This is a genomic window from Bradyrhizobium sp. USDA3010 (assembly GCF_056429065.1).
Genome location: NZ_JBWJZD010000001.1, coordinates 332,333 through 357,720, shown reverse-complemented (window position 1 = coordinate 357,720; position 25,388 = coordinate 332,333). Strand labels below are relative to the sequence as shown.

Sequence of the window (25,388 nt, the reverse complement as noted above, 5' to 3'; positions counted from 1 at the left end):
CGCGTCGCGTCGATGCGGCTCGGGCTGTGGTCGGGATCGAGCGGACTGTGGCCCACGATGACCGCGGTCGGATTTAGCGCAGCGCAAACTGGCTCCTTCTCTTCGATCTACTTCCGAAACTTCGAGATGTTTTCGCTCAGCCAGCCCGCGGCAGACCGCGGTGCGTGGCCCGTCAAATTTTCAACCGTTGACGTCGTTTCAGCGAGCGCCGAATCGCGGAAAAGACGATCCAGCCCGACCAGCAAGTCAGCCACAAATTCATTCAGTCCCGAGGCGAGCAGTTTTTCGCGTTGCTCTGCGGCGCTTCGCTGCTGATATGTGACGGTCCGCCCAAGTAGTTTCGATATTTCTTCGGCGATCTCCGGCATGCTCACCGCCCGTGGCCCGGTCAGGTGACAGGCGCGCTGAGCAGTCGGGTGTGCGTCGTCCAGAAGAGCAGCGCGCGCGACATCCGCAACGTCGCGTGTGTCGATCAAATTAACCAATCCATCGCCCGCCGCGCCGCCCCATGAGTCATCGGCAACTTGAGCGCCCGCCCGTGCCAGGACATCGACGAAGGTTGATGGACGCAAAACCGTGTAGCCGATGTCGAGAGTCGCGAGATGCGCCTCAATTTGCATGTGCCAGTCCATCGGATGCAACCGAGAGGGCGGACCCATCGCGGACAATTTTACGATGTGACCGACGCCTGCGCCGACAGCTGCATCGATCAGTGCAATCTCGTTGCCGACTTGCCGAGGTGAGGTGCCGTGGGCAAGAAAAAGCCGATCGGCGCCACGCAAGGCGTCCTTGAGACTAGACGGTACATCGAAATCTACCACCGCAAGAGAAACATCGGAGGGAACGCGCTGTACGTCCGGATTCCGGGTCAGCGCCACCAAATCAAGAGGTTCGGATACCAGGCTTGCGATGAGGGCTGAGCCAACGCGTCCTGTGGCGCCGGCGACGGCGATGCGGGGGCGACTGTCGTTGGTCCGGGAGGATTTGAGCATTGAGTATCCTTTGGTATCTTGGACCGATCAGTCCAAGACTTTTGGAACGATCGTTCCAGTATGTCAAGCGAGAATTCCATGAGCGGAAAGCCCCAATTTGACGACAATGCCGTGATCAGCTCCGCGATGGAGATCTTCTGGCGCCATGGCTACGCAGCATCGTCGATCGATCAACTGACGACCGCGATGGGTCTGTCGCGCTCGAGCATGTACAAGCGGTTTCGGGACAAGGACGGCTTGTTCCAGGAGGTTCTTTCGACCTACGCCGAGCGCGTTCTGAAGCGGATGAATGCGGTTCAAGCCAGTACGAAGCGCCAGCAGCTTGAAGCTCTCTTTCACGAATTCCTGCCCAGAGAGGGCAAGACGGCGCGCCCCCCCGGCTGCATGCTCGTTCGATCCTGCACGGAAATGGCCGATCTGCCACCTGCGAGCCAAGCGGTCGCGCGGGAAGGTGTCTTGGGCCAGCGCGCCATCCTCAGCAAAATCTTGCGCGATGCGGTCGCCAGCGGAGAATTGGCCCCGTCTTCCGACGTCGCCGGTCTGTCGTGGCACTTCCTCGGCGTGTTGCAGGCCATGATGAACTTGCCGCAGGCCGGCGCCACGTCCGGAGAGCTTCGCCGAGTTGTCGAACTTGCGATGCTGGCATGGCCATCGGCACCAGCAGCTGCGGCGCCTCAACGGTCTGGCAAACGGAGATCATCCAGCGCAAGGCCTGGCGAGGTCAGGATGCCGAGGCGCGCCGGCAGGAACGAAGACCGTTCATAAGAGGACTCTTCACATCCGACCAGAAACGTCGGCGCCAAGCGCACGCCCCACGCGAGGGCAACTCGGATGCGTGCCCGCTCCCAGGAAACACCATCACCCTTGCTTGCTGGCAACGATCCAGCAAGCGTCTGCGCCTCTGACTTGAGCCCTTTCAGTTCAGTCTTCTGCGCCTGCGTGTTATTCGGCGCACGGTTTGCCCCCCGATCGGCGCCGAAAGTTGACCCAGCCAACACAGCCGAACTCCTTGAACCCATCACCCAAATGTTCATCACCCATGGGGTGCCGATGGGGGCCAAAGTTCGGCGCTTATTTATGGACGCGGAATCGCGGGATGTTGGATCGGACGCGCTTGGACATTGAGCAGTTCAAGGAAACCATGGTCTGTGTGGCACTTTCGTGTGGCACTCAGGTCCGAATTTCCAATAAAATCAATGGATCCAATAGGAAAGGTGGTGCTGCCAGACAGGATTGAACTGTCGACCTCTCCATTACCAATGGAGTGCTCTACCACTGAGCTACGGCAGCATGCCCGGGAAAAATTGAATCGGCCCCAAGGGCCCGTCCAAGCGGGCGGTTCTTGCCACAGGCCTCCCGTTGGCGCAAGCGAAACAGCGCCGCTGTTGCCGACGAAATCGGCAGAAACTGACGTTCCTGGCCGGTGATTCTGCCCAATCCGGCCGATTCCGGTCCGATTGGGTTCCGATCGTGCCGGGAGGCCGGATTTCGCCCTGCCGCCGAATCATGCCGCCTGGCGCAACAGGCCGACCGGGCAGGGTGCGCGGGCGGCGGCCATTGGCTATGTTCGGCCTCGCGGAAGGCGCGACGGCGGTTCGAGAGTTTTGCAATGACAGGTGAGCACGACAAGGGCGGCGGGCAGGCCGGAGCCCGCGTGAAGGATTCACGTCAGGATCGTCTCAAGCTGGCGCTGCGCGAAAATCTGAAGCGGCGAAAATCGCAGGCGCGCGGTCGCGAGGATGTGGCTTCCGAACCATCCCAAGCCTCGCTAGATGACGCCTCGTTGGATGACGGCTCAGGAGAAGACGGCGCGCGAGACGACGCCGGCGGAAGCGAGCCGGGCCGCTAGAGCGATTTCTGCGAGATGGACATCAGTTCGTGCAGAAAATCCGGCAAAACGACAAGCCAGGGCCTGGGTTCTGGTTCTAGTGAGAATCGAAACTCCGGCCGGTTGGCATTTGTTGCAACAAGAAGAGAGTCGCCGAGATGGCCATGGATGAGACGACGATCGATCGGCTGAACGCCACCGCCACCGCCTTCCCGCGCCATGAGCAGACCTTTCCGACCCTGACGGGGCACGAGATCGAGCGGATGCGCCGCTTCGGCGAGCCGCGCTCGTATGGGGATGGCGAGGCGCTGTTCGAGACCGGCCAGCCGGGGCCCGGCATGTTCGTGGTGCTGTCGGGCTGCGTGTCGATCTCCCAGCGCGATGGCCTCGGCCGTGTCACGCCGATCATCGACCAGGGGCCGGGGCAGTTCCTTGCCGAGATCGGCCAGCTCTCGGGCCGCGCCGCGCTGGTCGACGGCCATGCCGACGGCCCCGTCGAGACGCTGTTGCTGCCGCCCGAGCGGCTGCGTGCGCTGCTGGTCGCCGAGGCCGACCTCGGCGAGCGCATCATGCGCGCGCTGATCCTGCGCCGCGTCAGCCTGATCCAGGGCGGCGCCGGCGGGCCGGTGCTGATCGGCTCCGCGTCGGTCGGCAACATGGCGCCGCTGCAGAATTTCCTGGCGCGTAACGGCCAGCCGCATCACGTCCTCGATCCCGAGACCGACAAGGATGCCGCCGACCTCGTCGCGCGCTATTCGCCGACCCGCGCCGAGCTGCCGCTGGTGGTCTGTCCGAACGGCACGGTGCTGCGCAATCCGTCCGAGACCGCGCTTGCGATGGCGCTCGGCATGATCGGCAACAGTGCGCAAGACAAGGTCTACGATGTCGCGGTGGTCGGCAGCGGCCCGGCCGGGCTCTCCACCGCGGTCTACGCGGCTTCCGAGGGCCTGTCGGTCGCGGTGTTCGATTCCCGCGCCTTCGGCGGCCAGGCCGGCGCCAGCATGCGGATCGAGAACTATCTGGGCTTCCCGACCGGCATCACCGGCCAGGCGCTGGCCGGGCGCGCCTTCAACCAGGCGCAGAAATTCGGCGCCGAGATGCTGATCCCGGTCTCGATCAAATCGCTCGACTGCTCGAAGGCGTCGGGCGCGTTCACGCTCGCCACCGGCTGCGGGCACACGCTGCGCGCCAAGTCGGTGGTGGTCGCGAGCGGCGCGCGCTATCGCCGGCCGGCGATCGACAATCTCGAGAGCTATGAGGGCCGCGGCGTCTGGTACTGGGCCTCGCCGATCGAGGCGCGGCTCTGCGCCAACCAGGATGTCGTGCTGGTCGGCGGCGGCAACTCCGCGGGCCAGGCCGCGGTTTACCTGTCGGCGCATGCGCGCCGGGTCAACATGATGATCCGCGGCGGCGGGCTCGGGGCCAGCATGTCGCGCTATTTGATCGAGCGCATCGAGGCGACGCCGAACATCGAACTGATGTTCAACACCGAGGTGATCGGGCTCGAAGGCGCGGAGACGCTGGAGCGCGTGCGCTGGCGCAGCCGGCTCGCGCCCGACGAGTTCACCATGGATATCCGCAATCTCTTCCTGTTCGTCGGCGCCGATCCGGCGACCGGCTGGCTCGAGGGCTGCGGCGTGCAGGTCGACCGCGGCGGCTTCGTGATGACCGGCGTGCAGAACGGCGAGGGCGCGCCCGCCGTGCCGCTGCTCGAGACCACGGTGCCCGGCGTGTTCGCGGTCGGCGACGTCCGCTCCGGTTCGGTCAAGCGCGTCGGCGGCGCGATCGGCGAGGGCGCGCAGGTCGTCGCCGCGCTGCACGGCTATCTCGCCGACGACGGCAGTCCGTCGCTGTAGGGATGTCGATACGACACTATCCCCGTCATCCTGAGGAGCCGCGAAGCGGCGTCTCGAAGGATGAATCGGCCACAGTGCGGCCGTGCATCCTTCGAGGCTCGCCCAACGGCGCAATTGCGCCGCAAGGCTCGCGCCTCCAGCGACAAAGGCGAAGCCTTTGCGCGGGGATGACGGGTCAAAAACGGCGCACAAGGTAAGGGGTCGCAAATGACAAAAGGCTGCACCCATATCGCCGGCATCCAGGATGTCACGCCGAGTGCGCTTGGCTGCGAGGAGTGCCTGAAGAGCGGCAGCCGCTGGCTGCATTTGCGGATCTGCCGCACCTGCGGCCATGTCGGCTGCTGCGACGACTCGCCGAACCGGCATGCGACGGCGCATTTCCACGCCACCGGCCATCCCGTGATCGAAGGCTACGATCCGCCGGAAGGCTGGGGCTGGTGCTATGTCGACGAGGTGCTGTTCGACCTGTCGGAGCGCAAGACGCCGCATAACGGGCCGATCCCGCGCTATTATTGAGTCGAGTTCTCACGAGGCGCACGCGCCGCGGCGTATGACATCGGTGCGAAATTTTTCAGCAACAGCTGGCATCAACGCATTTTCATGCGATGTCGGCCATCCTGCCATCGACCATGTAGCAATTTTCAAAAACACATCGTAACGTGGTGCGGGTTCTCAACGGGGAGTGCGCCACATGACGACGCTGGTACTTGTGCACGTCATTATCAGCCTGATTGCAATCGTCGCCGGTGTCATCGTGATGTTCGGCCTGCTCGGCTCGCGCGCAATGCCCGGGTTGACCGCGATCTTCCTCGTCCTCACGATCCTGACCAACGCCACCGGCTTCGTGATCCCGCCTCTGGTGACCGAGAAGCTGCTGCCGTCGCACATCATCGGCGGCCTCTCGCTGGTGCTGCTCGCGATCGCCTGCATCGCGCTGTATGCGATGCAGCTCAAGGGCGCCTGGCGCCCGATCTATATCGTGACCGCGATGGTCTCGCTCTATCTCAACGTCTTCGTGCTGGTCATCCAGAGCTTCCTCAAGGTGCCCGCGCTGCAGGCGCTGGCGCCGGCCGTGCCGCCGAACCCGCCGTCCGGGCCGGTGTTTGCGGTGGTGCAGGGCATCGTGCTGGTGTTCTTTGCCGTGGTGATCATCGGCGCGTGGCGCCGGTTCCGGCCGGTCACATTCGCCTGAACCGGGCCGGATGACATCATTTCGCGGCGACGCACCGCATAGAAGATGATGTGCGGTGGCGTGTGCGGCATGCGCCGTCGCCCGAGGTGCGCTCACGCCGGGCGTGGGCGGACCAAGAAATCAGCAACAAGAGGAGCAATCAAATGCCCACCATCACCACCAAAGACGGCGTCGAGATTTTCTACAAGGATTGGGGCTCGGGTCAGCCGATCGTGTTCAGCCATGGCTGGCCGCTGTCGTCGGACGACTGGGACGCGCAGATGCTGTTCTTCGTGGGGCACGGCTTTCGTGTCGTCGCCCATGACCGCCGCGGCCACGGCCGCTCCGCCCAGGTTGCCGATGGCCATGACATGGATCACTACGCCGACGACCTCGCGGCCGTCACCGCGCATCTCGACCTGAAGAATGCCGTCCATGTCGGCCATTCCACCGGCGGCGGCGAGGTGGTGCATTACATCGCCCGCCACGGCGAGAGCCGGGTGGCAAAGGCCGCGATCCTCAGCGCGGTGCCGCCCCTGATGGTGCAGACCGCGGCCAATCCCGGCGGCCTGCCCAAGTCGGTGTTCGACGGTCTGCAGGCGCAGCTCGCGGCCAACCGCTCGCAGTTCTACCGCGATCTCCCGGCGGGGCCGTTCTATGGCTACAACCGGCCCGGCGCAAAGCCGTCGGAGGCCGTGATCCAGAACTGGTGGCGGCAGGGCATGATGGGCGGTGCCAAGGCGCATTACGACGGCATCGTCGCGTTCTCGCAGACCGACTTCACCGAGGATCTGAAGAAGATCACCGTGCCGGTGCTGGTGATGCATGGCGACGACGACCAGATCGTGCCCTACGCCGATTCCGCCCCGCTGTCGGCCAAGCTCCTGAAGAACGGCACGCTGAAGACCTACAAGGGTTTTCCGCATGGCATGCCGACCACGGAAGCCGAGACCATCAACAAGGATCTGCTGGCGTTCATCAAGGGGTGAGGCGGCTGGCGCTGCGCGTCGTACTGCTTGTCCCAACGCCGCGCAGCTTCACCCCCTCCAAAGTGAGGCTGCCACCGACGGCAAGGTTCCCGCCTTGGCGGGGCCATTGCGAGCGAGGAGAGATTTCGGAATAATGGAAATTTATCCCTGATTTGCCCGGCGTGTCAAGTTGCCTTGCCGATCCCGGGTGCCGTCGGCATGCTTTGCATGGGGTTGTTTTCGATATTTTGCCTGTGCGCTCGCCGGTTCCCCTGAGCGGGGGGCCTTGAGGCCATGCGGTACCGCCCGCGGCCGCAAGGCGTTATAAGGACCGTCATGTCCCCGCCTGCCCCCCTGAAACTGATTGCCCTCGATGCCGATGACCTCGCTGTCATCTCCGCCCATGTGCAGGACGCCCACGTCCAGCCCGCCGACATCGTCTGGCGGCAGGACGAGAAGCGCCTCGTGGTCGGCCTGAACCGGCTGGACTGGGAGCAGACCTTGGCCGGTGCCACTTCTTCGCGCCGGCTGATCGCGGCGCTCCGGTTCGACCGGGTGCTGGCATGCAAGTCGCGCAATATCGACCTGGAGGCGCCGGAGGCCACCCTGGAACTGCTCGGGATCGAATTCCATGCCTCCGACCCGCCGGGCGGCAGCGCGCTGCTGATGTTCGGCCAGGGGGCGGCGCTGCGGCTCGATGTCGAGTGCCTGGAGTGCGAATTGACCGATCTCGGGCCCGACGATCTCGGGGTGGGGCCGGCGTAGTCCTTCGCCGGGACGACGGGGAGATTGCGTGCCCCCAAGGGTTGACGGCCATTATCCGCCGCGCCATTGAGCAGGGACCCAAAGTCCTCTTCAGAAAGCCGCCATGCCCGTTCGCCTGGACCGACAGAGCGCCGATTTCGAGCAACGCTTCCGCGAATTCCTGGCGGCCAAGCGCGAGGTATCGGCCGACGTCGAGCGCGCCACCCGCGCCATCGTCGATGACGTGGCCGCCCGCGGCGATGCGGCGCTCCTCGAGGCGACCAAGAAGTTCGACCGGCTCGAACTCGACGCAGCTGGCCTGCGCATCACCGCCGCCGAGATCGACGCCGCGGTGGCGGCGTGCGACGCCAAGACCGTCGAGGCGCTGACATTCGCGCGCGACCGGATCGAGACCTTTCACCGCCGCCAGCTGCCCAAGGACGAGCGCTTCACCGATGCCGCCGGCGTCGAGCTCGGCTGGCGCTGGAGCGCGGTCGATGCGGTCGGACTTTACGTGCCTGGCGGGACCGCGGCCTATCCGTCCTCGGTGCTGATGAATGCGGTGCCGGCCCGGGTCGCCGGCGTGCCGCGGGTCGTGATGGTGGTGCCGGCGCCGGACGGCAAGCTCAACCCGCTGGTGCTCGCTGCCGCCCATCTCGGCGGTGTCTCGGAAATCTACCGCGTCGGCGGCGCCCAGGCGGTGGCGGCGCTGGCCTACGGCACTGCGACCATCGCCCCGGTCGCCAAGATCGTCGGCCCCGGCAACGCCTATGTCGCCGCGGCCAAGCGACAGGTGTTTGGCAAGGTCGGCATCGACATGATCGCCGGCCCCTCCGAGGTGCTCGTGATATCAGACGACACCGGCAATGCGGACTGGATCGCGGCCGATCTCCTGGCGCAGGCCGAGCATGACGTCAGCGCGCAGTCGATCCTGATCACCGACAGCGCGCGGCTCGCGGCTGATGTCGAGCGCGCGGTCGAGGCGCAGCTTGCGACGCTGCCGCGTGCGGCGATTGCGCGCGCCTCGTGGGATGATTTCGGCGCCGTGATCATGGTGGCAAAGCTCGACGACGCGGTCGAGCTCGCCAATGCGATCGCGGCCGAGCATCTGGAGATCATGACCGCGGACGCCGAGGGCCTGTCGAAAAAGGTCCGCAACGCCGGGGCGATCTTCCTCGGGCCCCATACCCCGGAGGCGATCGGCGACTATGTCGGCGGCTCCAACCACGTGCTGCCGACCGCGCGCTCGGCGCGGTTCTCCTCGGGCCTCGGGGTGCTTGACTTCATGAAGCGAACCTCGATCCTGCGCTGCGGGCCGGATCAGCTTCGCGCGCTCGGGCCCGCCGCGATGACGCTTGGCCAGGCCGAGGGTCTCGATGCCCATTCACGTTCCGTCGGATTGCGCCTCAACCTCTCATGAACAAGCCACCAGACGACGAGGATTCCAACAATCGCATCGTCGCGGTGACGCTCGACGAGGAATCGATCGGCCGTTCCGGGCCCGACATCGAGCACGAGCGGGCGATCGCCATCTACGACCTGGTCGAGCAGAACCTGTTCGCGCCCGAAGGCGCAGCCGGGCCGGGGCCCTACACCCTGCACATCGCGATCACCGGCAACCGGCTGATGTTCGATATCAGGAAAGAAGACGGCACGCCCGTGGTGGCGCATCTGCTGTCGCTGACGCCGTTCCGCCGCGTCGTGAAGGACTACTTCATGATCTGCGACAGCTACTATCAGGCGATCCGTACCGCGACACCGGACAAGATCGAGGCCATCGACATGGGCCGCCGCGGCATCCATGACGAGGGCTCGCGCACGCTACAGGAGCGGCTCAAGGGCAAGGTGCGGGTCGATTTCGAGACCGCGCGGCGGCTGTTCACGCTGATCACTGTGCTGCACTGGAAGGGTGAAGGCGCATGATCGTCGCAACGATGATGGACGGGGTTCTGCCCCGGCCAAAAAAAGCCTGATCGCATGGAAGCGCCGCGCGCGCGCTCCCCGCAGGCCGTGCTGTTCGCATGCGGGCACAACGCCGTGCGCTCGCCGATGGCCGAAAGCCTGCTGCAGCAGATGTTCCCGCAAGGCGTCTATGTCCGCTCGGCCGGCGTGAAGAAGGGCGAGCTCGATCCGTTCGCGGTCGCCGTGATGGCCGAGTTCGGCCAGGACATTTCCAGCCACAAACCGCAGACCTTCGAGGAGCTCGAGGACTGGGAGGGGTTGAACTTCGACCTCATCATCACGCTGTCGCCCGAGGCACACCACAAGGCGCTGGATCTGACCCGGACCCTCGCCGCCGCTGTCGAATACTGGCCGACCCCTGATCCGACCGGCACCAGCGGCAATCGCGAGCAGAAGCTCGCCGCCTATCGCGAGGTCTGCGACGGCCTGTTGCTGCGCATCCGCCGCCGCTTTACCAAGGCCGGCGTCGCGAACCTGTGAGGCTCAGCGCAGGGACCCGCGTGTTCCGATTCGCAAGGTCCGCCGCTTGTCGCCAGACTGACAAACAGCTGTGCTTATGGGGCCTTGTCGCCCACGGGGAAGCGCGATTCGCGACCGGTTCCAAGGTTGTGCATCCATGCCCCATCCGATAGGTTCCGCCCGCGTCCGTCCCCCCGATTCAGCCCAAAAGCCCGCATGCTAGGCCGTCCCAAATTCGTTCTTGCTTCCGGTTCGCCGCGGCGGCTGGCCCTGCTCAACCAGGCCGGCATCGAGCCCGACGCGCTGCGTCCGGCCGATGTCGACGAGACCCCGCGGCGGGGCGAGTTGCCGCGCGCCTGCGCCAACCGCCTGGCGCGTGCGAAGGCGGACGCGGCGCTGAAGTCGGTGCAGCTCGACGACGATCTGCGCGGCTCCTTCATCATTTCCGCCGACACCGTGGTCGCGGTCGGCCGCCGCATCCTGCCGAAAGCCAATCTGGTCGACGAGGCCGCGCAGTGCCTGCGCTTGCTGTCGGGCCGCAACCACCGCGTCTACACCGCAATCTGCGTGGTGACGCCGCGCGAAGCGTTCCGCCAGCGCCTGGTCGAGACGCGCGTGCGCTTCAAGCGGCTCAGCGACGACGACATCCAGGCCTATATCGGCTCCGGCGAATGGCGCGGCAAAGCCGGCGGCTATGCCGTGCAGGGCATCGCCGGATCCTTCGTGGTCAAGATGGTCGGCTCCTACACCAACGTGGTCGGCCTGCCGCTCTACGAGACCGTGACCCTGCTCGGCGGTGAGGGCTTTCCGATCCGCCACGGCTGGCTCAACGCCGTCGCGGTGTGATCCGCCTTCGCGCGGCTGCGGCGCCTGCAACGCTCCCGCAAGCAAGCGGGAGAGGGCACGCGGCGGAACATGCGGCCGCCTCCTCGATTGCCAATTGGTGTAAGCTGCGCCGAAGCCATGACCGACCAAGCCCGAACGCCCCCGGCCACCGGGCGCACCTGCCCGATCTGCGGCAAGCCCGCCCAGCAGGCCTTTCTCCCGTTCTGCTCGTCGCGCTGCCGCGACGTCGATCTCAACCGCTGGCTGAGCGGCCGCTATGTCGTTCCCGGCCGCGATGACGACGCGGAGGACCCGGAATAGCCAAGATTTCCCAACAAGTTGGGGAAACAACGCCGGGCGGGCGGCGCCCGGCGAAGCGTTTCGCGAAGCCGGGTGGACACGACGCCCCGACCTCTCTATAAACCGCCCGCTCGCTGCGGCCTTTTCGGCCCCGCGGGTATGCCCAGGTAGCTCAGTTGGTAGAGCATGCGACTGAAAATCGCAGTGTCGGTGGTTCGATCCCGCCCCTGGGCACCATTCCCTTCGCAGCAATTCTGACTGGCCCAGCAACGCATTCGGACGATCTGGAACGCAAGGCAGGAACCTGGCGGGCGGCCAACCGGTTTGCAGCGGCGAGCATCTTGATCCGGTGCCACAATTTGGCGCCGTATCGTCAGGGCGCTCCCGCGCCTGAAGGACGTTGCGACATGACTAGGCGATTCAAGGTCGGCGATCACGTCAGATGGAATTCGGAGGCTGGCCACGTCTCGGGCACCATCACCGCGGTCCACACCAGCGATTTCGACTACAAGGGGCACATGCACCGCGCCTCGGAGGCCGATCCGCAGTACGAAATCAAGAGCGACAAGACCGATCACGTCGCGGCGCACAAGGGCAGCGCGCTCCATCATGCCTAGCACAGGCGCGGCGCTGCCGTTCTTCACGATCGGTCATTCCAACCGCAGTCTCGAGGACTTCGTCGTCCTCCTCACGACGGCGAGGATCGACCGTGTCGTCGACATCAGAACGGTGCCGCGGTCGCGGACCAATCCGCAGTTCAACAAGGACACGCTCCCCGATCCGCTGGCCGCCGCCGCCATCTCGTACGAACATCTGGCCGATCTCGGCGGGCTGCGCGGCAAGGCGCGAAGCGTGCCGCCTTCGGTTAACGGATTCTGGAGCAACGAGAGCTTCCACAACTACGCCGACTACGCGCTGTCGCCGCAGTTCCACGCGAGCCTGCAGCATTTGCGCGACGAGGGCCTCCGGCAACGCTGCGCGATCATGTGCTCGGAAGCGGTGTGGTGGCGCTGCCACCGCCGCATCGTCGCCGACTATCTCATTGCGTCCGGCGAGACCGTCGTCCACCTCATGGGGGAGGGCCGCCAGGAGCCCGCCCGCCTCACTGAAGGCGCCGTCGTGCAAGGCGATGGTACGGTAGTCTATCCGGCGACCGGTCAACTGGACTTGTGAGGCCTGCGAAACCTGCGGCTGCACCCTTGCATTGCGCCGCCTCACTCCACGCTCCGTTTCCAATAGCCGGTGCCGAGCTTGCCGGTGATCACGGCGGTGCTGTCGTGGACTTCGTAGGAGCCGGCATCACTGTAATTCCTCAATCCTCTCAGCGCATGCAGCGTCCAGCGGCCGTTGGCGAAGGTCACGGTGCCTTCGTGGGCTTGCGCCGAGCGGAACGGCTCGGCATGGAATTTGTAGGTGCCGTCGGCCATGATCTGCCAGATCCAGCGCGACTGGCCGCGGCTGCCCGCCACCATGATTTCCCAGGTGCCGATCAGCGCGGGATCGATCGCGCCGGCTGAGGTCGCTGGCGGCGCCGACAGAGCGGGAGCCGCGGCGGCCGGCGTCGCGTTCGCCTGTTTCGGCGCCGTTGTGTCGGCCGGCGGCGCCGCCAGGTAGATCGCCTTGCGCGACAGCGAGCCGTAGACGAAGGGCTGCTGCTCGTTGCGCGTCGCCTCCATCACGTCGTCGCGGACGTTGCGGAACATGAAGGTGACCTCGACGCCCGGCGCCTCGATGTTGCGCAACAGCGCCGCGGCGAACGGGCTGTTGCGGCCGTCGCCGTCGAGCGCGGTGGTGCCGTCGCGCGCGGCATAGGCGACCAGCACGTTGCCGACCGGCTCGATGCGGCCGAGCCCATTGCTTGCGGCGGCGCGGGTGGCGAGCGAGCGGCTCATCTTCGCCGCGAACGGATTGTTGCGGCAGGCATCGAGGATGACGAGGCCGAGACTTCCGGTGCTGGAGACCTGCAGCATCACGCTCTGCAGGCTGATCGCTTCATTGGCCGCATCCGTGTCGCGCTTCAGTTCGGCATCGACCGGGATCAGCCAGTTGTCGCCGTTGATCTCCATGCCGTGGCCGGCAAAGTACACCGCGGCCATGTCGGCGCCGGCGGCATTGCGTCCGAACGCGATCAGGCCGCGCCGCATCTCGTCGAAGCTGCCGTTGGTGATCAGGGTGACGGCGAAGCCGAGGCGCTTCAGCGCGGCGGCGATATCGCCGGCATCATTCGGCGGATTGGACAACGCCGGCACGCTTCTGTAGGCGCCGTTGCCGATCACCAGCGCCACCCGCCTGCCGTCGGCGGCGGCCGGCGCGGCAAGGCCCGCGAGCGCTGCGGCGATGGCCAGTCCCGAGACAAACGCGCGGCGGTTCATGCTGGACCCGGTCGGAGGTGACGGGCCCACGGTAGCGCAGCCGGCGCAAGGCGGCCACGGAAATGGCGGTGCGATCAGGCCGCCGGTCTCGGCGTCCAGACCCCTGCCGGCACCGGCTCGGCAGGCAACAGATTGGCGCCGGCCGCGCCCGCGGTCGACATCGTGATCTCGTGGATGTCCTGCACCGACCGCTGCATCGAGAAGCGCGGATAGAGCTCGCTCATCGTAGTGGGATCACATGCAGCTTGAATGCTTCGACGTTATCGTGGTGGGCGCGGGCTTCCTCGTCGCCGTCATCGCCGAGCAGCATTGTCCGACGCAACACGGCAGCCGACCGCGCGATGCTCGCGTCCTATCACGCCATGACGGCATCGCATCCGAACGTCGTCTTCGGCGGCCGGCTCGGCTCCTACAAATATATCGACATGCACCAGGCGATCGGCGCCGCGCGTCAAGACGTTCGTGCGCGGGGTCGAGCCGTTCTTTGCTGCAGGAGACGTCACGGCGGGAGACATGCGCCCCGGCGACACCGCCGCGCGCCGCCACGCCTTGTCGCCTTTGCCGGCGTGATCTAAGCCTGCCGGAGCGGGCAGCGAATTCATCACAATCGCCCGCGGTCCCCGGTGAGGAAACAATGAGAACGATCGCCGTTGCCGCGGCTGCCGCCGCCACATGTCTTGCCGTCAACATCGCCCGCGCCGCGCCGCCGCTCCCGGAAGCGTCCGCGCATCAGGCCGGTTTCTCGGATCAGGGGCTGGCGCGGCTCGACGACTTCTTCGCGCGCGAGATCGCGGCCAAGCGCGTGCCCGGCGCCGTGGTGGCGATCGCGCGCGACGGCAAGCTCGTGCACTACAAGGCCTACGGTCAGCTCGATCCGGTCAAGGGCACGTCGATGCCGATCGATGCGGTGTTCGCGCTGGCCTCGATGACCAAGCCGATGGCGGCGGTCGCGGGGTTGACGCTGATGGAGCAGGGCCGGTTGCCGCTGCAGGCGAAGGTCGCCGAGTTCTATCCGGCATTTGCCGACATGAAGGTGGGCGTGCAGCAGGCCGACGGGTCGCTGACGATGGAGCCGCAGGCCCGGCCGATCTTCATCCATGATCTCTATCGCCACACCTCGGGCCTGATGTATGGCGGCCGGCCCGACAGCTCGAGCGCGCTGGCGCGGCTCTATCCCGACGGCACGGCGCCGGCGGTCGAAGGCGACACGGCGGCCTTCATCGAACGCATCACCAAGCTGCCCCTGGTGCATCAGCCCGGCACCGAGTTCGAATACGGCTTCTCGATCGACGTGCTCGGCGCCGTCGTCGAGAAGGTTTCCGGCCAGCGGCTCGGCGACTATCTTTCGGCCAATGTCTGGAAGCCGCTCGGCATGAAGGAAGCGACGTTCCACCCGACCGACGCCCAGCGCGAGCGTCTGGCGCATCCGTTCCCCAACGACCCGCTCACCGGCAAGCCGCAAGCCATCAAGCTGCTCGACACGCCGACCAAGTTCGACTGCGGCGGTGCCTGCTCGTTCGCCACCGTCGGCGACTATGTCCGCTTCGGACAGATGCTGCTCAACGGCGGCGAGCTCGACGGCAAGCGCGTCCTCAGCCCCCAAACGGTGCACCTCATGACGTCGAACCATCTCGGGCCCGAGATCAAGAACAACGTCGCCGCGGTCGAGCCGCATCGCGGCGGCTTCGGCTTCGGGCTGGCGGTCGCGGTGCGGACCAGCGAGGGGTTGTCGTCGGTGCCGGGCAATCCCGGCGAGTTCACCTGGAACGGCGCCTACGGCACGCAGTTCTTCTGCGATCCGAAGGAGCGCCTCGTCGTGGTGGTCGGAACCGCAGCGCCCGGCGAGCTGCGCAAATATTATCGCGAGAACGTGCAGGACATCGTTTACGGCGCGATGGTGAAGTGATCGTCCTCCAAATTTCTGGAGAGTCGTTCATAGATGTCGATTCGCCGAAATAGCAAAAGGCCCGTCGCTCAATCCGAGCGACGGGCCTTCAAATTTGCGTGGGCTACCACTGCCGGTAGACGCCGGTCAGCGTGCCGTTGTTGTTCCCTTCCGGACCAACGTCGCCCTGTGTCGAGCTGGGCGCCGGATGATTGCTGCCGTTCATCGCGCCATACCAACCGGGTTCATTGTACATGACCGGCGGCTGATAGGTCTCGTAGCGCGGGCCGCCGTAGTATCGTGGGCCGGGGTTCCCGTAAGGATAGTAGCCCTGCGCGAACGCACCGGCCGTCGTTGCGATCAGCGACGCCGCGGCCAGAGCCAGGATCTTGGTCTTCCGTTGCATTCATACACTCCTTGCTGGTGTCGCGACCAACGACCGCCGCGGACCGGCGTTCCTGATCCGCCATGCAGCTGGCGAAGGTGAATTTGCACGGAGGTGGGATCAGGATTTGGTGAAGAGCCTTGCGCTGTGAGATTGGCGCGCCGGCTCTGCCCGGTCGCATGCATTCGCTGGATCGCTATGCTTTTCCAGCTATAACGGTCCCCAGCAGGCCGCGCCCAAGCCGGGCGCTTCGTAAAAGGAAGCCCGCCGACCGGGGCGGGCAAGGTCTCAGGGAGGAAAACGCTCTGACAAGGGAGCGTACAGCCAGTTTCGTCGATTCGATGGCGGATGCGAAGATCGTATAACTACTGTCATCAGGGCCGGCATTATGCGAATGCTCGTGCGGGCCGCAGGCGGAAATGCGTAGCAACACGGCGCAATTACAGGGGAAGTTCATGAGCACGTCTGGAGTTTTTGCGCGCGTCGTCGCGGCGATCGGAGCCGGCGCCGTGGCGTGGCGGCGGATGCAGGGCGCCGAGCCCGCACCGGCCTGGGGCAGCGCGCCGCAAATCCCGGCGGCGAAGTCGCAGGGCGCGATCCCGACGCTGAAGATGCCGACTGCACGGGGGTGGGACAAGGGCCAGCTTCCGACCGCTGCGCCAGGGCTCAAGGTTAACGCCTTTGCCGCCGAGCTCGATCATCCGCGCTGGATCAACGTGCTGCCGAATGGCGATGTCCTGATCGCGGAGGCGACGCAAATCGCAGGCACCCCGCGCAGCGTCTTCCACTATGCGATGCAGGCGACGATGCGCCGCGCCGCCGCCCTCGGCGTCAGCGCCAACCGCATCACGCTGCTGCGCGACCGCGATGGCGACGGCGTCGCCGAAAGCCGCGGTGCCTTCATGGAAGGATTGCGCCAGCCGTTCGGCATGGCGCTGATCGGCGACACCTTCTATGTCGGCAACACCGACGGCGTGGTCGCGTTTCCCTACACCGCGGGCGCAGACCGCATCACGGCGGAAGGGCGCAAGCTCGTTACCTTCAAGCCCGACGGGCACTGGACGCGCAGCCTGCTGCCGAGCGCCGACGGCAAGAAGCTCTACGCCGGCGTCGGCTCGCTCAGCAACATCGCCGAGAACGGCATGAGGGTCGAGGAAGGCCGTGCCGCGATTTACGAGCTCGATCTCGCAGCCGGCACCAGCCGCATCTTCGCCGGCGGCCTGCGCAACCCGGTCGGGCTCGCATGGGAGCCGACTACCAATGTGCTGTGGACCGTCGTCAATGAGCGCGACGGCATCGGCGACGAGACGCCGCCGGACTATCTGACCTCGGTGCGCGACGGCGGCTTCTATGGCTGGCCCTATTGCTACTGGGGCAAGACGGTGGACGATCGCGTGCCGCAGGATCCGGCGATGGTCGCCAAGGCGATCCAGCCGGATTACGCGCTCGGCGGCCACACCGCCTCGCTCGGCCTGTGCTGGATGCCCGCCGGCACGCTGCCGGGTTTCCCCGATGGCATGGCGATCGGCCAGCACGGCTCGTGGAATCGCTCGACGCTGTCGGGCTACAAGGTGGTGTTCGTGCCGTTTACGAACGGCCGCCCCTCGGGGCCGGCACGCGACATCCTGTCGGGCTTCCTCGCGCCCGACGAGAAGGTGTCGTACGGCCGCCCGGTCGGCGTCGCGCTCGGAGCCGACCGCTCGCTGCTGGTGGCCGACGATGTCGGCAACGTGATCTGGCGCGTCACGGGAGCGTAGTGGCAAGCGAGCTAGTTCTTCGGCGGCGTGTACCCGTCCGTCAGCGCTTGCATGAACGCGACCAGCGCATTTTCCTCCTGGTCGGTGAGGCCGAGATGACCGGTCTTGCTGGTGTTCATGTTGTCGGTGGTCTCCGGCACAGGCCAGCAGCCGGCGCCTTCGCGCGGATCATGCACGGTGCAACGCGGCAGCACGTCGCGCGTGTTGTAGAAATGGACGATCTCTTTCAGGCTCTTGAAGTAGCCGTTATGGCCGTAGGCCTTGACGAAATCGGGCGACGGCCGTTTGTCGACATTGCGCAGTGTCGGCACCTGGAATCGGCCGCGGGTCTGCGGCGCCAGCGGTTTCCAGCGCGCGTCGACTGCGGAGGGCTGACTGAGCGGATGACCGTTCGCCAGGAAGGCGCCGACCCCGCCATCGACGAACGCAGCGCCATCCTTGTTCGCGACATAGCCGCGATCATCAGGCGTGTTTTCCGCGTAATATGGCAGGTCCGGGTTCGCCGGCGTCCCGATATTGCTGGCGGTGAAGTCGGTAAACAGCGGATCTTCTCCGGGGCCGCCGTCGCGATGACATTCGTTGCACCGGCCCCTGCCGCGGAAGACCTCGTATCCCTGCTGCTCCAGCGAAGTGAAGGTGGCTTTTCCAGCCTGTACGGCATCGTATTTCGAGGAAAACGCCGTGACCTCGTGCGAGGCCTCGTAGCCCGCGATCGACTGCGCCATCTGATCGAAGGTGGTCGCAGCGCGGCCGCGATCCACATTGCTGAGATGCACCGGAAGCGGATCGACGGCGGATGGAGGTCCCGGCGTGTTGCAGACAGTCTCAACGTCGGCAGGCCAGTCGATGGCGAACGCCTGTGCGCCCCAAACGGCCTCGAACAAGCTGCGATAGGGGCGCTGCGAGACGCGATACACCGCGCAGGCGATATCGGGCAGGCCCATCTCGACCGGATTGGTCGGCGGTCCTTCGGCCTGCTCGGCAGCGGGATTGCCGAGGCGCCGTCCGGTCGCGCGCATGTCCCAGAAATTGCCGCCGACCAAATCACTCTGGCCTTCGTTGTAGTGCAGGACCGGCGCCAGCGGCGCGTAGGTGTGGGTCTGTGGCTTGCGTTCGCTGAAGCGGGTGCGGACCGAGCCGGGATAAGAGCCCGTGGTCCGGTTGATCTCCGAGATCGGTCCGGTGAATCCGGTCTCCGGCGTATGGCAGAAGGCACAGGCTTCGTTGCGATTCACCGACAGCTGCTTGTCGAAGAGCAGCAACTTGCCGAGTAACTCGATCTGCTGCACCTGATTGTCGGGAGCGGCTGTCAGACGAGTCAACGTATCGCCTTCGATCCGGTCGATCTCCGCTTCCACGCGGGCGATCTCGGCAAGCGTGGCCGGCGACAACGGGCCCGCGCCGTCTCGCGCGAGCAGCAGCGGAATCGCCGAGCATGTCGCCGCGACGGCAACGGCGATCCCGGCCAGAACCCGAAAGCTCATCTCGTCCCCCTAAGAGGTCTTCGCGATGCAAGCTGCCCGCGTTGTCGGCGCAGGGCCGGCAGCCTACAAGTCGAGTCTGCGGCACTCAATGGGCCTCGATGGGTCACTCGTAGTCTGACCGGGTCAGGACGTATCTGCCGCGCACCTTCGCGAAGGTCTGGTGAAGGCATCCGGACGCGGTGCAGAGCCTTGGCTGGTTGCCGCATTGCAGGGCTGAATAGTCGAGGTGTATGACGGTGGCATTATTGTCGAAGGTCGCGAAATAGTGACCGCCCTCGGGTCCCGCGGCGCATCTCGCCTGCACAGCATGTTGAACTTCGGCAGGCAACCGTTCGATCCGCTCGGTGCTCCAGACCGGGTCGACGGGGGCAACCGCTGTTGCCTTCGCGGCGAGGGCATGTCCAATAAGAACTGCGCCCATCGCCAATGCTGGTAATGCTCTCATCGGACTCCTCTCGATCCCTGAAACGGCGTCGCGCCACGCGAACGCACCCTCGATCGAGGAGCTAGTTCGACGAACTGCGGAAGATAAGTTGGCCAAGACTGGATGGACTTTCCAGTCAGGCTGTAAAGTGCGATCCGGTGTCGATCGGTCCAGCTTCCGCGCCGAATCCATGCCGTCAAGCGCAAGGATCACGCAGGCGTCAGTGGCCCAGGAACTCGCGGATGGCTTGCGCGATCTCGGCGGCATGGGTTTCCAGTGCGAAGTGGCCGGAGTCGAAGAATTTGACCACCGCCTTCGGATTGTCCCGCTTGAACGCCTCGGCGCCCGGCGGCAGGAAGAACGGATCGTTCTTGCCCCACACCGCGAGGAACGGCGGCTGATGGGAGCGGAAGTAGGTCTGGAACGCCGGGTAGAGCGCGATGTTGCTCTTGTAGTCGCCGAACAGGTCGAGCTGCACGTCATGCGCGCCGGGCCGTGCCATGTAGTAATTGTCGAGGTTCTGGCCGTCGGGCGACACGGCCTGCGGATCCGACGTGCCGTGGGTGTACTGCCAGCGCGTGGTGTCCGGCGTCAGGAAGGCGCGCAGCGCGTCGCGGTTCGTCTGTGAGGGATCCTGCCAATAGGCCTTGATCGGCGTCCAGCCGTCGCTGAGGCCTTCCTCATAAGCGTTGCCGTTCTGCGAGATGATAGCGGTGATCCGCTCGGGATGCTTGGCCGCGAGGCGGAAGCCGGTCGGCGCGCCGTAGTCAAACACATAGACCGCGTAGCGATTGAAACCGATCACTTCGGTGAAGCGGTCGATCACGCCGGCGATGCTGTCGAACGTGTAGTTGAACTTGTCGCGAGGCGGCATGTCCGACTGGCCGAAGCCGGGGAGATCAGGCGCCACGATATGGAATTTGTCCGCGAGCAGCGGGATCAGATCGCGGAACATGTGTCCCGCGCTCGGGAAGCCGTGCAGCAGCAGCAGTTTTGGCGCGCCCGGCGAACCGGCCTCGCGATAGAACACCTTGAAGCCGTCGACATCGGCCGTGTGGTATTTGACCTGAGACATCTGTCACTCCTTGTGGTCGTGATGGTGTGGTGAGGTTTGGGAAGTCAGGATTAGGTCTGCCGGACAAGCGCCCCGATCGCTTCCCGGATGATGTCGGCGACGAGCTTTGGCGCCGTCACGATCGGGGTGTGATCGACCGCATGTGAGCGCACGGCAGCCTTCATCCGCGCCGCCATGCTGCGCTGGGTCTCGGGCGCGATCATCCGGTCGTCCTCGGCAACCAGGAACCAACTCGGGACATCCTTCCAGAGCGGGCGGCCGACCGGCACCGTGATGCAGGCGGGCGAGATCGGCCGCTGCACGGCAGCGAGCACCGCGATGTCCTCGGCGCGCGCACCTTGCGCGAAGGCCGATGCGAAGGCGGGCTCGGGCAGCCAGATCAGGCCGTTCGCGTCGGGCGCGAGCTTGGGCGCGAACGGATGCGGCGGTGCGCGATAGAACATTTCGGCCACCGTCTCGCCCTCGTCCGGCGCCAGCGCCGCGACATAGACCAGCGCCTCGACGCGCGGCGAGCGGGTCTCGGCGATCACAGCGCCGGCATAGGCATGGCCCGCCAGCACGACCGGTCCCTCGATGCGGTCCAGCGTGCGGTTCAGCGCGGCGACGTCGTCGGCGAGCGAAGTCAGCGGCAACGGTGCCGCCACCGTGGTGATGCCCTCGGTGTCGAGCGCGGTGATCACCCGCGCCCAGCTCGACCCGTCGGCCCATGCGCCATGGGCAAGCACCACGCTGACATTCTTGTTCGACATCTCGAGCTCCCTTGTTTCAGGCGGAATCGTCAGTAACCGTTAAAATAGTATTTGACAGGTTATGACCCCTATGGTCCAGTGCTCGTAACTTGTCAATAGGCTTTAAGCAGGTTATGGCGGCGAGGTCGGACAAGCCGTCCAGGAGAGCGTCACCGTGCAATCCCACCCGCCTGCGATGTTCATCGCCGATAGCTTGGGTCTCGATTTCATCAATTCGATCGCGACCCCGGTCGATACGCCGGTCGACTGGATCGCCGATGGCGATGGCCTGCTGCGCTGGCTCGCACAGGCGAAGCTGATGCCGTCAGATGTAATCGACGAGCTGAAGGCTCGCGCGGCGCCGGGCGAACTCGACCGCGTCGCCGGTCAAGCGCGCGATCTGCGCGAATGGTTCCGCGGCTTCGTCCGCAAGCATATGGGCCGGCCGCTGACGCCGCGGGCGCTCAGGGAATTGGAGCCGCTGAACCGGCTGCTCGAAAGCGATCAAGCGTTCAGCCGGATCGTGCCGCATCGTCACGATGATCACGATGGTTTCGCGCTGGAGCGAACGCGACGTTGGCACTCGGCCGAAACACTGCTGCTGCCGATCGGCGAGGCGATGGCCAGGGTCGTCTGCGAGGAAGGCTTTTCCGACATCAAGGCGTGCGAGGGCCCGGCCTGCACGTTGATGTTTGCCGATCATACACGGGCGCGTGCGCGCCGATGGTGCAGCATGGCGGTCTGCGGCAACCGCGCCAAGCAGGCCGCGCATCGCAGCCGGGTCAAGGACAGAGGCTGAGACCAGCTCGAGATCCCTCCAGGCCCGATCGCTCGGAAGCGCCTAAAACCGGAATGAAATCCGTAGCGGTTCTCAACCATGCCCCTTGAGCCTTCCTCAACTTCCCGGGCTGATGCTTTGCCCGCCGCACAGACCGACCAGGGATCGACAAGGAGCTTGAGCATGCCGGCCAAGGCACGAACGACCGGACGAGCGACCGCGAGCAACGCCACCGCGCAATCGCGTGAGGATATCCTGAACGCGCGGGCCATCAGCACGCTGGGCGCCGGCGTCGTCAACGCGATGAGCGCAGTCGGCGCCGCCGTCATCAAGAAGCACAAGCCGGCGCTCGGCAAGAGCCCGGATTGGTTCTGGCACGTGTTCGCGAAATGCGAGGCCAAGGCCGCGCGCGTCGCCGAGCAGGCCGCGCGCGATCCGGAGGCCTGTGGCGATGCCACCTTCATCGAAGTCTATGCCGCGCAATTGCCGAAGCTGATGGCATCCGCACTCGAGAGCCACGACAAGGCGCTCAAGGCGAAGTGAGGTTGCGTCAGGTGGAAGCTGGCAACGGCGATCGTGCCGTTGTCGTTTCCCCGATCTCTCTCTGCCGCGTCGCTGCGCAGAGCAGCCATGCGCCTGAAACCATAACCCGCCGCCGTTCGTAACCAACGGGTGGCAGAAGTCCGCGCCCGCGGGCTTCCTGATTCTTCAATCCAAGGCGGTGGATGGTGAAGCACCTTGTTTCCGATGAAGAGAAGTGTGACGCGTGCAACGGGACCGGCTTTCCAGAGGTGAAGCAGCCAGGCGAGCCGGGACGGAAGATTTATCCCGAGCCCTGCAAGACCGCTTCGGCTTCTCGGCGGCGCAGACCGCCGCGTTCCGCATGCCCGGCCCGTATCAGCGCGATCGCCTTTTGGCCTGCGAACTCGTGCCGGGCGCGCTGCGAGGGGCGGGCGGCCTGATTGCCGCGGCCAGCCCGCCGCCGTCGCGGCTGTCCGGATTGATGGACCGGATCGCCGGCAGCTGGCCCCCGATCGGGCAACCGGCCTAATCCGCGGCTTTTTCCGCTGCGGGGGCATGGTGGTTTGGTTGTTCTTGGCGTAAAGCAGCCCAAATCGTCATGCGGCTGTGCCGCCTGCCGGGTACGCAGCCTCAGGTCGTCCTGCTCGACGTTCTGCACCCGGACCAATCAAGGTTTCCCATCTCGTGCCCTTTCCGACCACAAGTTCGCCGCTCGCCCGCGCCTTGGCTGAGCGCAACTACGATCAGCCGACCCCTGTCCAGCTCGCCGTGCTCGCGGACGACGCCGTTGACCGTGATCTCCTCGTTTCGGCCCAAACCGGCTCCGGCAAGACCGTTGCCTACGGATTGGCCATGGCAAAGGACCTGCTCGACGGCGCCGAGCGGTTCGAGCCGGCCGCCGCACCGCTGGCGCTGATCGTCGCGCCGACCCGCGAGCTCGCCTTGCAGGTTCAGCGCGAGCTCGCCTGGCTCTATGAGCACGCGGACGGTCGCGTCGTTTCCTGCGTCGGTGGCATGGACCCGCGCCGCGAGCAGCGCGAGCTTGCCGCAGGCGCCCACATCGTGGTCGGCACGCCCGGCCGGTTGTGCGACCATTTGCGGCGCGGCCGTCTCGATATTTCAGGATTGCGGGTCGTCGTCCTCGACGAGGCCGATGAGATGCTCAATCTCGGCTTCCGCGAGGACATGGAGTTCATTCTCGAGACCACGCCGGACACGCGCCGCACTTTGCTGTTCTCGGCGACGTTTCCGCGCGGCATCGTCGCGCTGGCCAAGCAGTATCAACAGCAGGCGTTCCGGATCGAGGTCGCGGGCGACGAGGGCGGCCACGCCGATATCGAGTACCGTGCCATCCGGGTCGCCGCCGACGATGTCGAGCACGCGGTCGTCAACGTGCTGCGCTTCCATGAGGCGCCGAGCGCGCTGGTGTTTTGCAACACGCGAGAAGCCGTCAGGCATTTGCAGGCGGCGCTGCTGGAGCGCGGGTTCTCCGTCGCCTCGCTTTCAGGGGAAATGACCCAGAACGAGCGCACCCAGGCGCTGCAGGCGTTGCGCGACGGACGGTCCAGGGTCTGTGTCGCGACCGACGTGGCGGCGCGCGGCATCGACCTGCCGAGCCTCGACCTCGTCATTCATGCCGATCTGCCGAAAGATCCGGAGGTCATGCAACATCGGTCGGGCCGCACCGGCCGTGCCGGCCGCAAGGGTGTCAGCATCCTGCTGGTGCCGCCCGCACGGCGGCGGCGCGCCGAGCTGCTGCTGGATCTCGCCGGCATCGATGTGGTCTGGGGTTCTGCGCCGCAGGCGGACGAGATCCGCAAGCTCGACCATGACCGCCTGCTGCAGGATGCGGTGTTCTCCGAGGAGATGAGCTCCGACGATCAGGTGCTCGCACAGGCCTTGCTTGCCGAGCGGTCGCCCGAGGCAATCGCCGCGGCGCTTGCCCGGTTCTATCGCGCGCGGCTGCCTGCGCCCGAAGACATTCTCGATCCCGGCGAGGGCCGCAGCCGCGATCGCGACGAGCGCCGCGGCGAGCGCACCTCGCGCCGCGATGATCGTCCTGCCGGGCCGCGATCGAAGGCCGGCAAGGCCTCCCCGCGTCACGGCATGGAGGAGGCCAGCGTCTGGTTCCGCGCCTCGATCGGACGCAGGAAGAATGCCGAAGCCCGCTGGCTGTTGCCGATGATCTGTCGTCGCGGCGGCATCGACAAGCACGACATCGGCGCCATCAAGGTCCTGGATACGACCACCGAGTTCGAGATCGCCGCGCGGGTCGCGGATTCCTTCGCCGTCAAGATCAAGCGTCCGGACAAGGAAGACACCATCCGCATCGAGCCGCTGGCGGACGCTCCGCAGCGGCAGGCACCCTCGGACAAGCCGGCGCGCAGGCCCAGGCACGAACCTTGGCGTGACAAGGATGACGGCGGCCACAGCGCACCGCGCCGCGACGAGCCGCGTGACGAGGCGGCAGCCAAGCGACGCGGCAAGCCGGACCGCGAGGCGAGAGCGTTTTCGAGCGAAGGCGCGAGCCGTTCGCGCGAAGACTACGCGCCAAGACAAGAATCCGGAGCTCCGTTCCGATTCAATCGGGACGGAAAGGGCGCGAAGCCGAAATCTGGCGATGAGCCAAGGTTCGGAAAGAAAAAGCAGCATCGGAACAAAACCGGCCAGGCCGGACACTGGCCGGACGTGTCGGCGGCGAAACCGAAGTTCGGCAAGAAGCCAAAGAAGAAGCACCGCGGCTGAGTTGGCGTCGGCAGCGCCGCTGCGCGTTTTGCTCGCGGACGCTGCGATGATAGAAGCGAGCCCCGGACGCAGCGCGCCGCGAGAGTCAAAGGACGTGCCACATTCTCACCGTCGTCCCGGTGGAGGCC

At 65.8% G+C, this 25,388-nt stretch carries 28 protein-coding genes and 2 tRNA genes; 21 read left to right on the top strand and 9 right to left on the bottom strand.

Annotation, left to right across the window (positions count from 1 at the left end; translation table 11 throughout):
• Positions 1 to 107: 107 nt before the first annotated feature.
• Positions 108 to 992 (bottom strand): SDR family oxidoreductase, encoded by an 885-nt coding sequence (locus tag AC066Y_RS01500; protein WP_478272344.1) that lies wholly within the window; start codon positions 990 to 992, stop codon positions 108 to 110.
• Positions 993 to 1,052: 60 nt separating this feature from the next.
• Between AC066Y_RS01500 and AC066Y_RS01495 the strand changes: the two genes are divergently transcribed.
• Positions 1,053 to 1,757, top strand: a complete 705-nt coding sequence (locus tag AC066Y_RS01495; RefSeq protein WP_478272343.1) for a TetR/AcrR family transcriptional regulator — start codon at positions 1,053 to 1,055, stop codon at positions 1,755 to 1,757.
• A 450-nt stretch (positions 1,758 to 2,207) separates the two neighbouring features.
• Here AC066Y_RS01495 and AC066Y_RS01490 read toward each other — a convergent pair.
• Positions 2,208 to 2,282: transfer RNA gene (locus AC066Y_RS01490), tRNA-Thr, on the bottom strand.
• A gap of 319 nt (positions 2,283 to 2,601) precedes the next feature.
• Between AC066Y_RS01490 and AC066Y_RS01485 the strand changes: the two genes are divergently transcribed.
• The 14 genes from AC066Y_RS01485 (at position 2,602) to AC066Y_RS01420 (ending at position 12,278) form a co-directional block, all read left to right on the top strand.
• The gene (locus AC066Y_RS01485) at positions 2,602 to 2,841 is read left to right on the top strand and encodes a hypothetical protein (RefSeq protein ID WP_478272342.1); all 240 of its coding nucleotides are present in this window, start codon (positions 2,602 to 2,604) and stop codon (positions 2,839 to 2,841) included.
• A 137-nt stretch (positions 2,842 to 2,978) separates the two neighbouring features.
• Complete coding sequence (locus AC066Y_RS01480; protein WP_478272341.1) at positions 2,979 to 4,676, top strand: FAD-dependent oxidoreductase; 1,698 nt, start codon at positions 2,979 to 2,981, stop codon at positions 4,674 to 4,676.
• 207 nt (positions 4,677 to 4,883) lie between these two features.
• Positions 4,884 to 5,192 (top strand): UBP-type zinc finger domain-containing protein, encoded by a 309-nt coding sequence (locus tag AC066Y_RS01475; protein ID WP_478272340.1) that lies wholly within the window; start codon positions 4,884 to 4,886, stop codon positions 5,190 to 5,192.
• Positions 5,193 to 5,367: 175 nt separating this feature from the next.
• Complete coding sequence (locus AC066Y_RS01470) at positions 5,368 to 5,868, top strand: hypothetical protein (protein ID WP_456760447.1); 501 nt, start codon at positions 5,368 to 5,370, stop codon at positions 5,866 to 5,868.
• Between the two features lie 143 nt (positions 5,869 to 6,011).
• Entirely contained in the window at positions 6,012 to 6,836 is an 825-nt protein-coding gene (locus tag AC066Y_RS01465; protein ID WP_478272339.1) for an alpha/beta fold hydrolase, read from the top strand.
• Positions 6,837 to 7,151: 315 nt separating this feature from the next.
• On the top strand, positions 7,152 to 7,580 hold the full coding sequence (locus AC066Y_RS01460; RefSeq protein WP_478272338.1) for a DUF2948 family protein: 429 nt from the start codon (positions 7,152 to 7,154) through the stop codon (positions 7,578 to 7,580).
• Between the two features lie 103 nt (positions 7,581 to 7,683).
• A complete protein-coding gene (hisD, locus tag AC066Y_RS01455; protein ID WP_478272337.1) occupies positions 7,684 to 8,979 on the top strand; it encodes a histidinol dehydrogenase in 1,296 nt (431 codons plus the stop codon).
• Positions 8,976 to 9,482, top strand: coding sequence for a UPF0262 family protein (locus AC066Y_RS01450; protein ID WP_478272336.1), 507 nt, complete (start codon positions 8,976 to 8,978; stop codon positions 9,480 to 9,482). The genes hisD and AC066Y_RS01450 overlap by 4 nt, the downstream gene beginning before the upstream one ends.
• A 54-nt stretch (positions 9,483 to 9,536) precedes the next feature.
• Entirely contained in the window at positions 9,537 to 10,001 is a 465-nt protein-coding gene (locus tag AC066Y_RS01445; RefSeq protein WP_478272335.1) for an arsenate-mycothiol transferase ArsC, read from the top strand.
• A gap of 195 nt (positions 10,002 to 10,196) precedes the next feature.
• Positions 10,197 to 10,826, top strand: a complete 630-nt coding sequence (locus AC066Y_RS01440) for a Maf-like protein (protein WP_092123132.1) — start codon at positions 10,197 to 10,199, stop codon at positions 10,824 to 10,826.
• A 117-nt stretch (positions 10,827 to 10,943) separates the two neighbouring features.
• Positions 10,944 to 11,126 carry a DNA gyrase inhibitor YacG gene (gene yacG / locus AC066Y_RS01435; protein WP_478272334.1) on the top strand — a complete coding sequence of 61 codons (183 nt, stop codon included), beginning with the start codon at positions 10,944 to 10,946 and terminating at the stop codon, positions 11,124 to 11,126.
• Between the two features lie 140 nt (positions 11,127 to 11,266).
• Positions 11,267 to 11,342: transfer RNA gene (locus tag AC066Y_RS01430), tRNA-Phe, on the top strand.
• A gap of 170 nt (positions 11,343 to 11,512) precedes the next feature.
• Positions 11,513 to 11,722 (top strand): hypervirulence associated TUDOR domain-containing protein, encoded by a 210-nt coding sequence (locus tag AC066Y_RS01425; protein ID WP_478272333.1) that lies wholly within the window; start codon positions 11,513 to 11,515, stop codon positions 11,720 to 11,722.
• Positions 11,715 to 12,278 carry a DUF488 domain-containing protein gene (locus AC066Y_RS01420; protein WP_478272332.1) on the top strand — a complete coding sequence of 188 codons (564 nt, stop codon included), beginning with the start codon at positions 11,715 to 11,717 and terminating at the stop codon, positions 12,276 to 12,278. The genes AC066Y_RS01425 and AC066Y_RS01420 overlap by 8 nt, the downstream gene beginning before the upstream one ends.
• A 41-nt stretch (positions 12,279 to 12,319) precedes the next feature.
• On the opposite strand, the gene AC066Y_RS01415 is transcribed toward AC066Y_RS01420, so the two are convergent.
• Together AC066Y_RS01415 and AC066Y_RS01410 are read right to left on the bottom strand one after the other, a co-directional pair.
• Positions 12,320 to 13,477: a caspase family protein gene (locus AC066Y_RS01415; protein WP_478272331.1), complete on the bottom strand. Its 1,158-nt coding sequence runs from the start codon at positions 13,475 to 13,477 to the stop codon at positions 12,320 to 12,322.
• A 74-nt stretch (positions 13,478 to 13,551) separates the two neighbouring features.
• Positions 13,552 to 13,701 carry a hypothetical protein gene (locus AC066Y_RS01410; RefSeq protein ID WP_478272330.1) on the bottom strand — a complete coding sequence of 50 codons (150 nt, stop codon included), beginning with the start codon at positions 13,699 to 13,701 and terminating at the stop codon, positions 13,552 to 13,554.
• Positions 13,702 to 14,111: 410 nt separating this feature from the next.
• On the opposite strand from AC066Y_RS01410, the gene AC066Y_RS01405 reads away from it, so the two are divergent.
• Positions 14,112 to 15,383: a serine hydrolase domain-containing protein gene (locus AC066Y_RS01405; protein WP_478272329.1), complete on the top strand. Its 1,272-nt coding sequence runs from the start codon at positions 14,112 to 14,114 to the stop codon at positions 15,381 to 15,383.
• 103 nt (positions 15,384 to 15,486) lie between these two features.
• Here the strand turns inward: AC066Y_RS01405 and AC066Y_RS01400 are convergent, their stop codons facing one another.
• Positions 15,487 to 15,768 carry a hypothetical protein gene (locus tag AC066Y_RS01400; RefSeq protein ID WP_478272328.1) on the bottom strand — a complete coding sequence of 94 codons (282 nt, stop codon included), beginning with the start codon at positions 15,766 to 15,768 and terminating at the stop codon, positions 15,487 to 15,489.
• Positions 15,769 to 16,202: 434 nt separating this feature from the next.
• Between AC066Y_RS01400 and AC066Y_RS01395 the strand changes: the two genes are divergently transcribed.
• Positions 16,203 to 17,504, top strand: a complete 1,302-nt coding sequence (locus AC066Y_RS01395) for a PQQ-dependent sugar dehydrogenase (protein WP_478272327.1) — start codon at positions 16,203 to 16,205, stop codon at positions 17,502 to 17,504.
• A gap of 11 nt (positions 17,505 to 17,515) precedes the next feature.
• Here the strand turns inward: AC066Y_RS01395 and AC066Y_RS01390 are convergent, their stop codons facing one another.
• The 4 genes from AC066Y_RS01390 to AC066Y_RS01375 all read right to left on the bottom strand — a co-directional run bounded on the left by AC066Y_RS01390 (position 17,516) and on the right by AC066Y_RS01375 (position 21,236).
• The gene (locus AC066Y_RS01390; RefSeq protein WP_478272326.1) at positions 17,516 to 18,988 is read right to left on the bottom strand and encodes a cytochrome-c peroxidase; all 1,473 of its coding nucleotides are present in this window, start codon (positions 18,986 to 18,988) and stop codon (positions 17,516 to 17,518) included.
• A gap of 103 nt (positions 18,989 to 19,091) precedes the next feature.
• Positions 19,092 to 19,433 carry a hypothetical protein gene (locus AC066Y_RS01385; protein ID WP_478272325.1) on the bottom strand — a complete coding sequence of 114 codons (342 nt, stop codon included), beginning with the start codon at positions 19,431 to 19,433 and terminating at the stop codon, positions 19,092 to 19,094.
• A 199-nt stretch (positions 19,434 to 19,632) separates the two neighbouring features.
• Positions 19,633 to 20,487 carry an alpha/beta fold hydrolase gene (locus AC066Y_RS01380; protein ID WP_478272324.1) on the bottom strand — a complete coding sequence of 285 codons (855 nt, stop codon included), beginning with the start codon at positions 20,485 to 20,487 and terminating at the stop codon, positions 19,633 to 19,635.
• 50 nt (positions 20,488 to 20,537) lie between these two features.
• Positions 20,538 to 21,236 carry an alpha/beta fold hydrolase gene (locus AC066Y_RS01375; RefSeq protein ID WP_478272323.1) on the bottom strand — a complete coding sequence of 233 codons (699 nt, stop codon included), beginning with the start codon at positions 21,234 to 21,236 and terminating at the stop codon, positions 20,538 to 20,540.
• 175 nt (positions 21,237 to 21,411) lie between these two features.
• Here AC066Y_RS01375 and AC066Y_RS01370 point away from each other — a divergent pair, with 175 nt between their 5' ends.
• The 4 genes from AC066Y_RS01370 to AC066Y_RS01355 all read left to right on the top strand — a co-directional run bounded on the left by AC066Y_RS01370 (position 21,412) and on the right by AC066Y_RS01355 (position 25,260).
• A complete protein-coding gene (locus AC066Y_RS01370) occupies positions 21,412 to 22,014 on the top strand; it encodes a CGNR zinc finger domain-containing protein (protein ID WP_478272569.1) in 603 nt (200 codons plus the stop codon).
• A 162-nt stretch (positions 22,015 to 22,176) separates the two neighbouring features.
• Positions 22,177 to 22,536: a hypothetical protein gene (locus tag AC066Y_RS01365; protein ID WP_478272322.1), complete on the top strand. Its 360-nt coding sequence runs from the start codon at positions 22,177 to 22,179 to the stop codon at positions 22,534 to 22,536.
• Positions 22,537 to 22,759: 223 nt separating this feature from the next.
• Positions 22,760 to 23,044 (top strand): hypothetical protein, encoded by a 285-nt coding sequence (locus AC066Y_RS01360; protein ID WP_478272321.1) that lies wholly within the window; start codon positions 22,760 to 22,762, stop codon positions 23,042 to 23,044.
• Between the two features lie 155 nt (positions 23,045 to 23,199).
• The gene (locus AC066Y_RS01355) at positions 23,200 to 25,260 is read left to right on the top strand and encodes a DEAD/DEAH box helicase (RefSeq protein ID WP_478272320.1); all 2,061 of its coding nucleotides are present in this window, start codon (positions 23,200 to 23,202) and stop codon (positions 25,258 to 25,260) included.
• Positions 25,261 to 25,388: the final 128 nt, after the last annotated feature.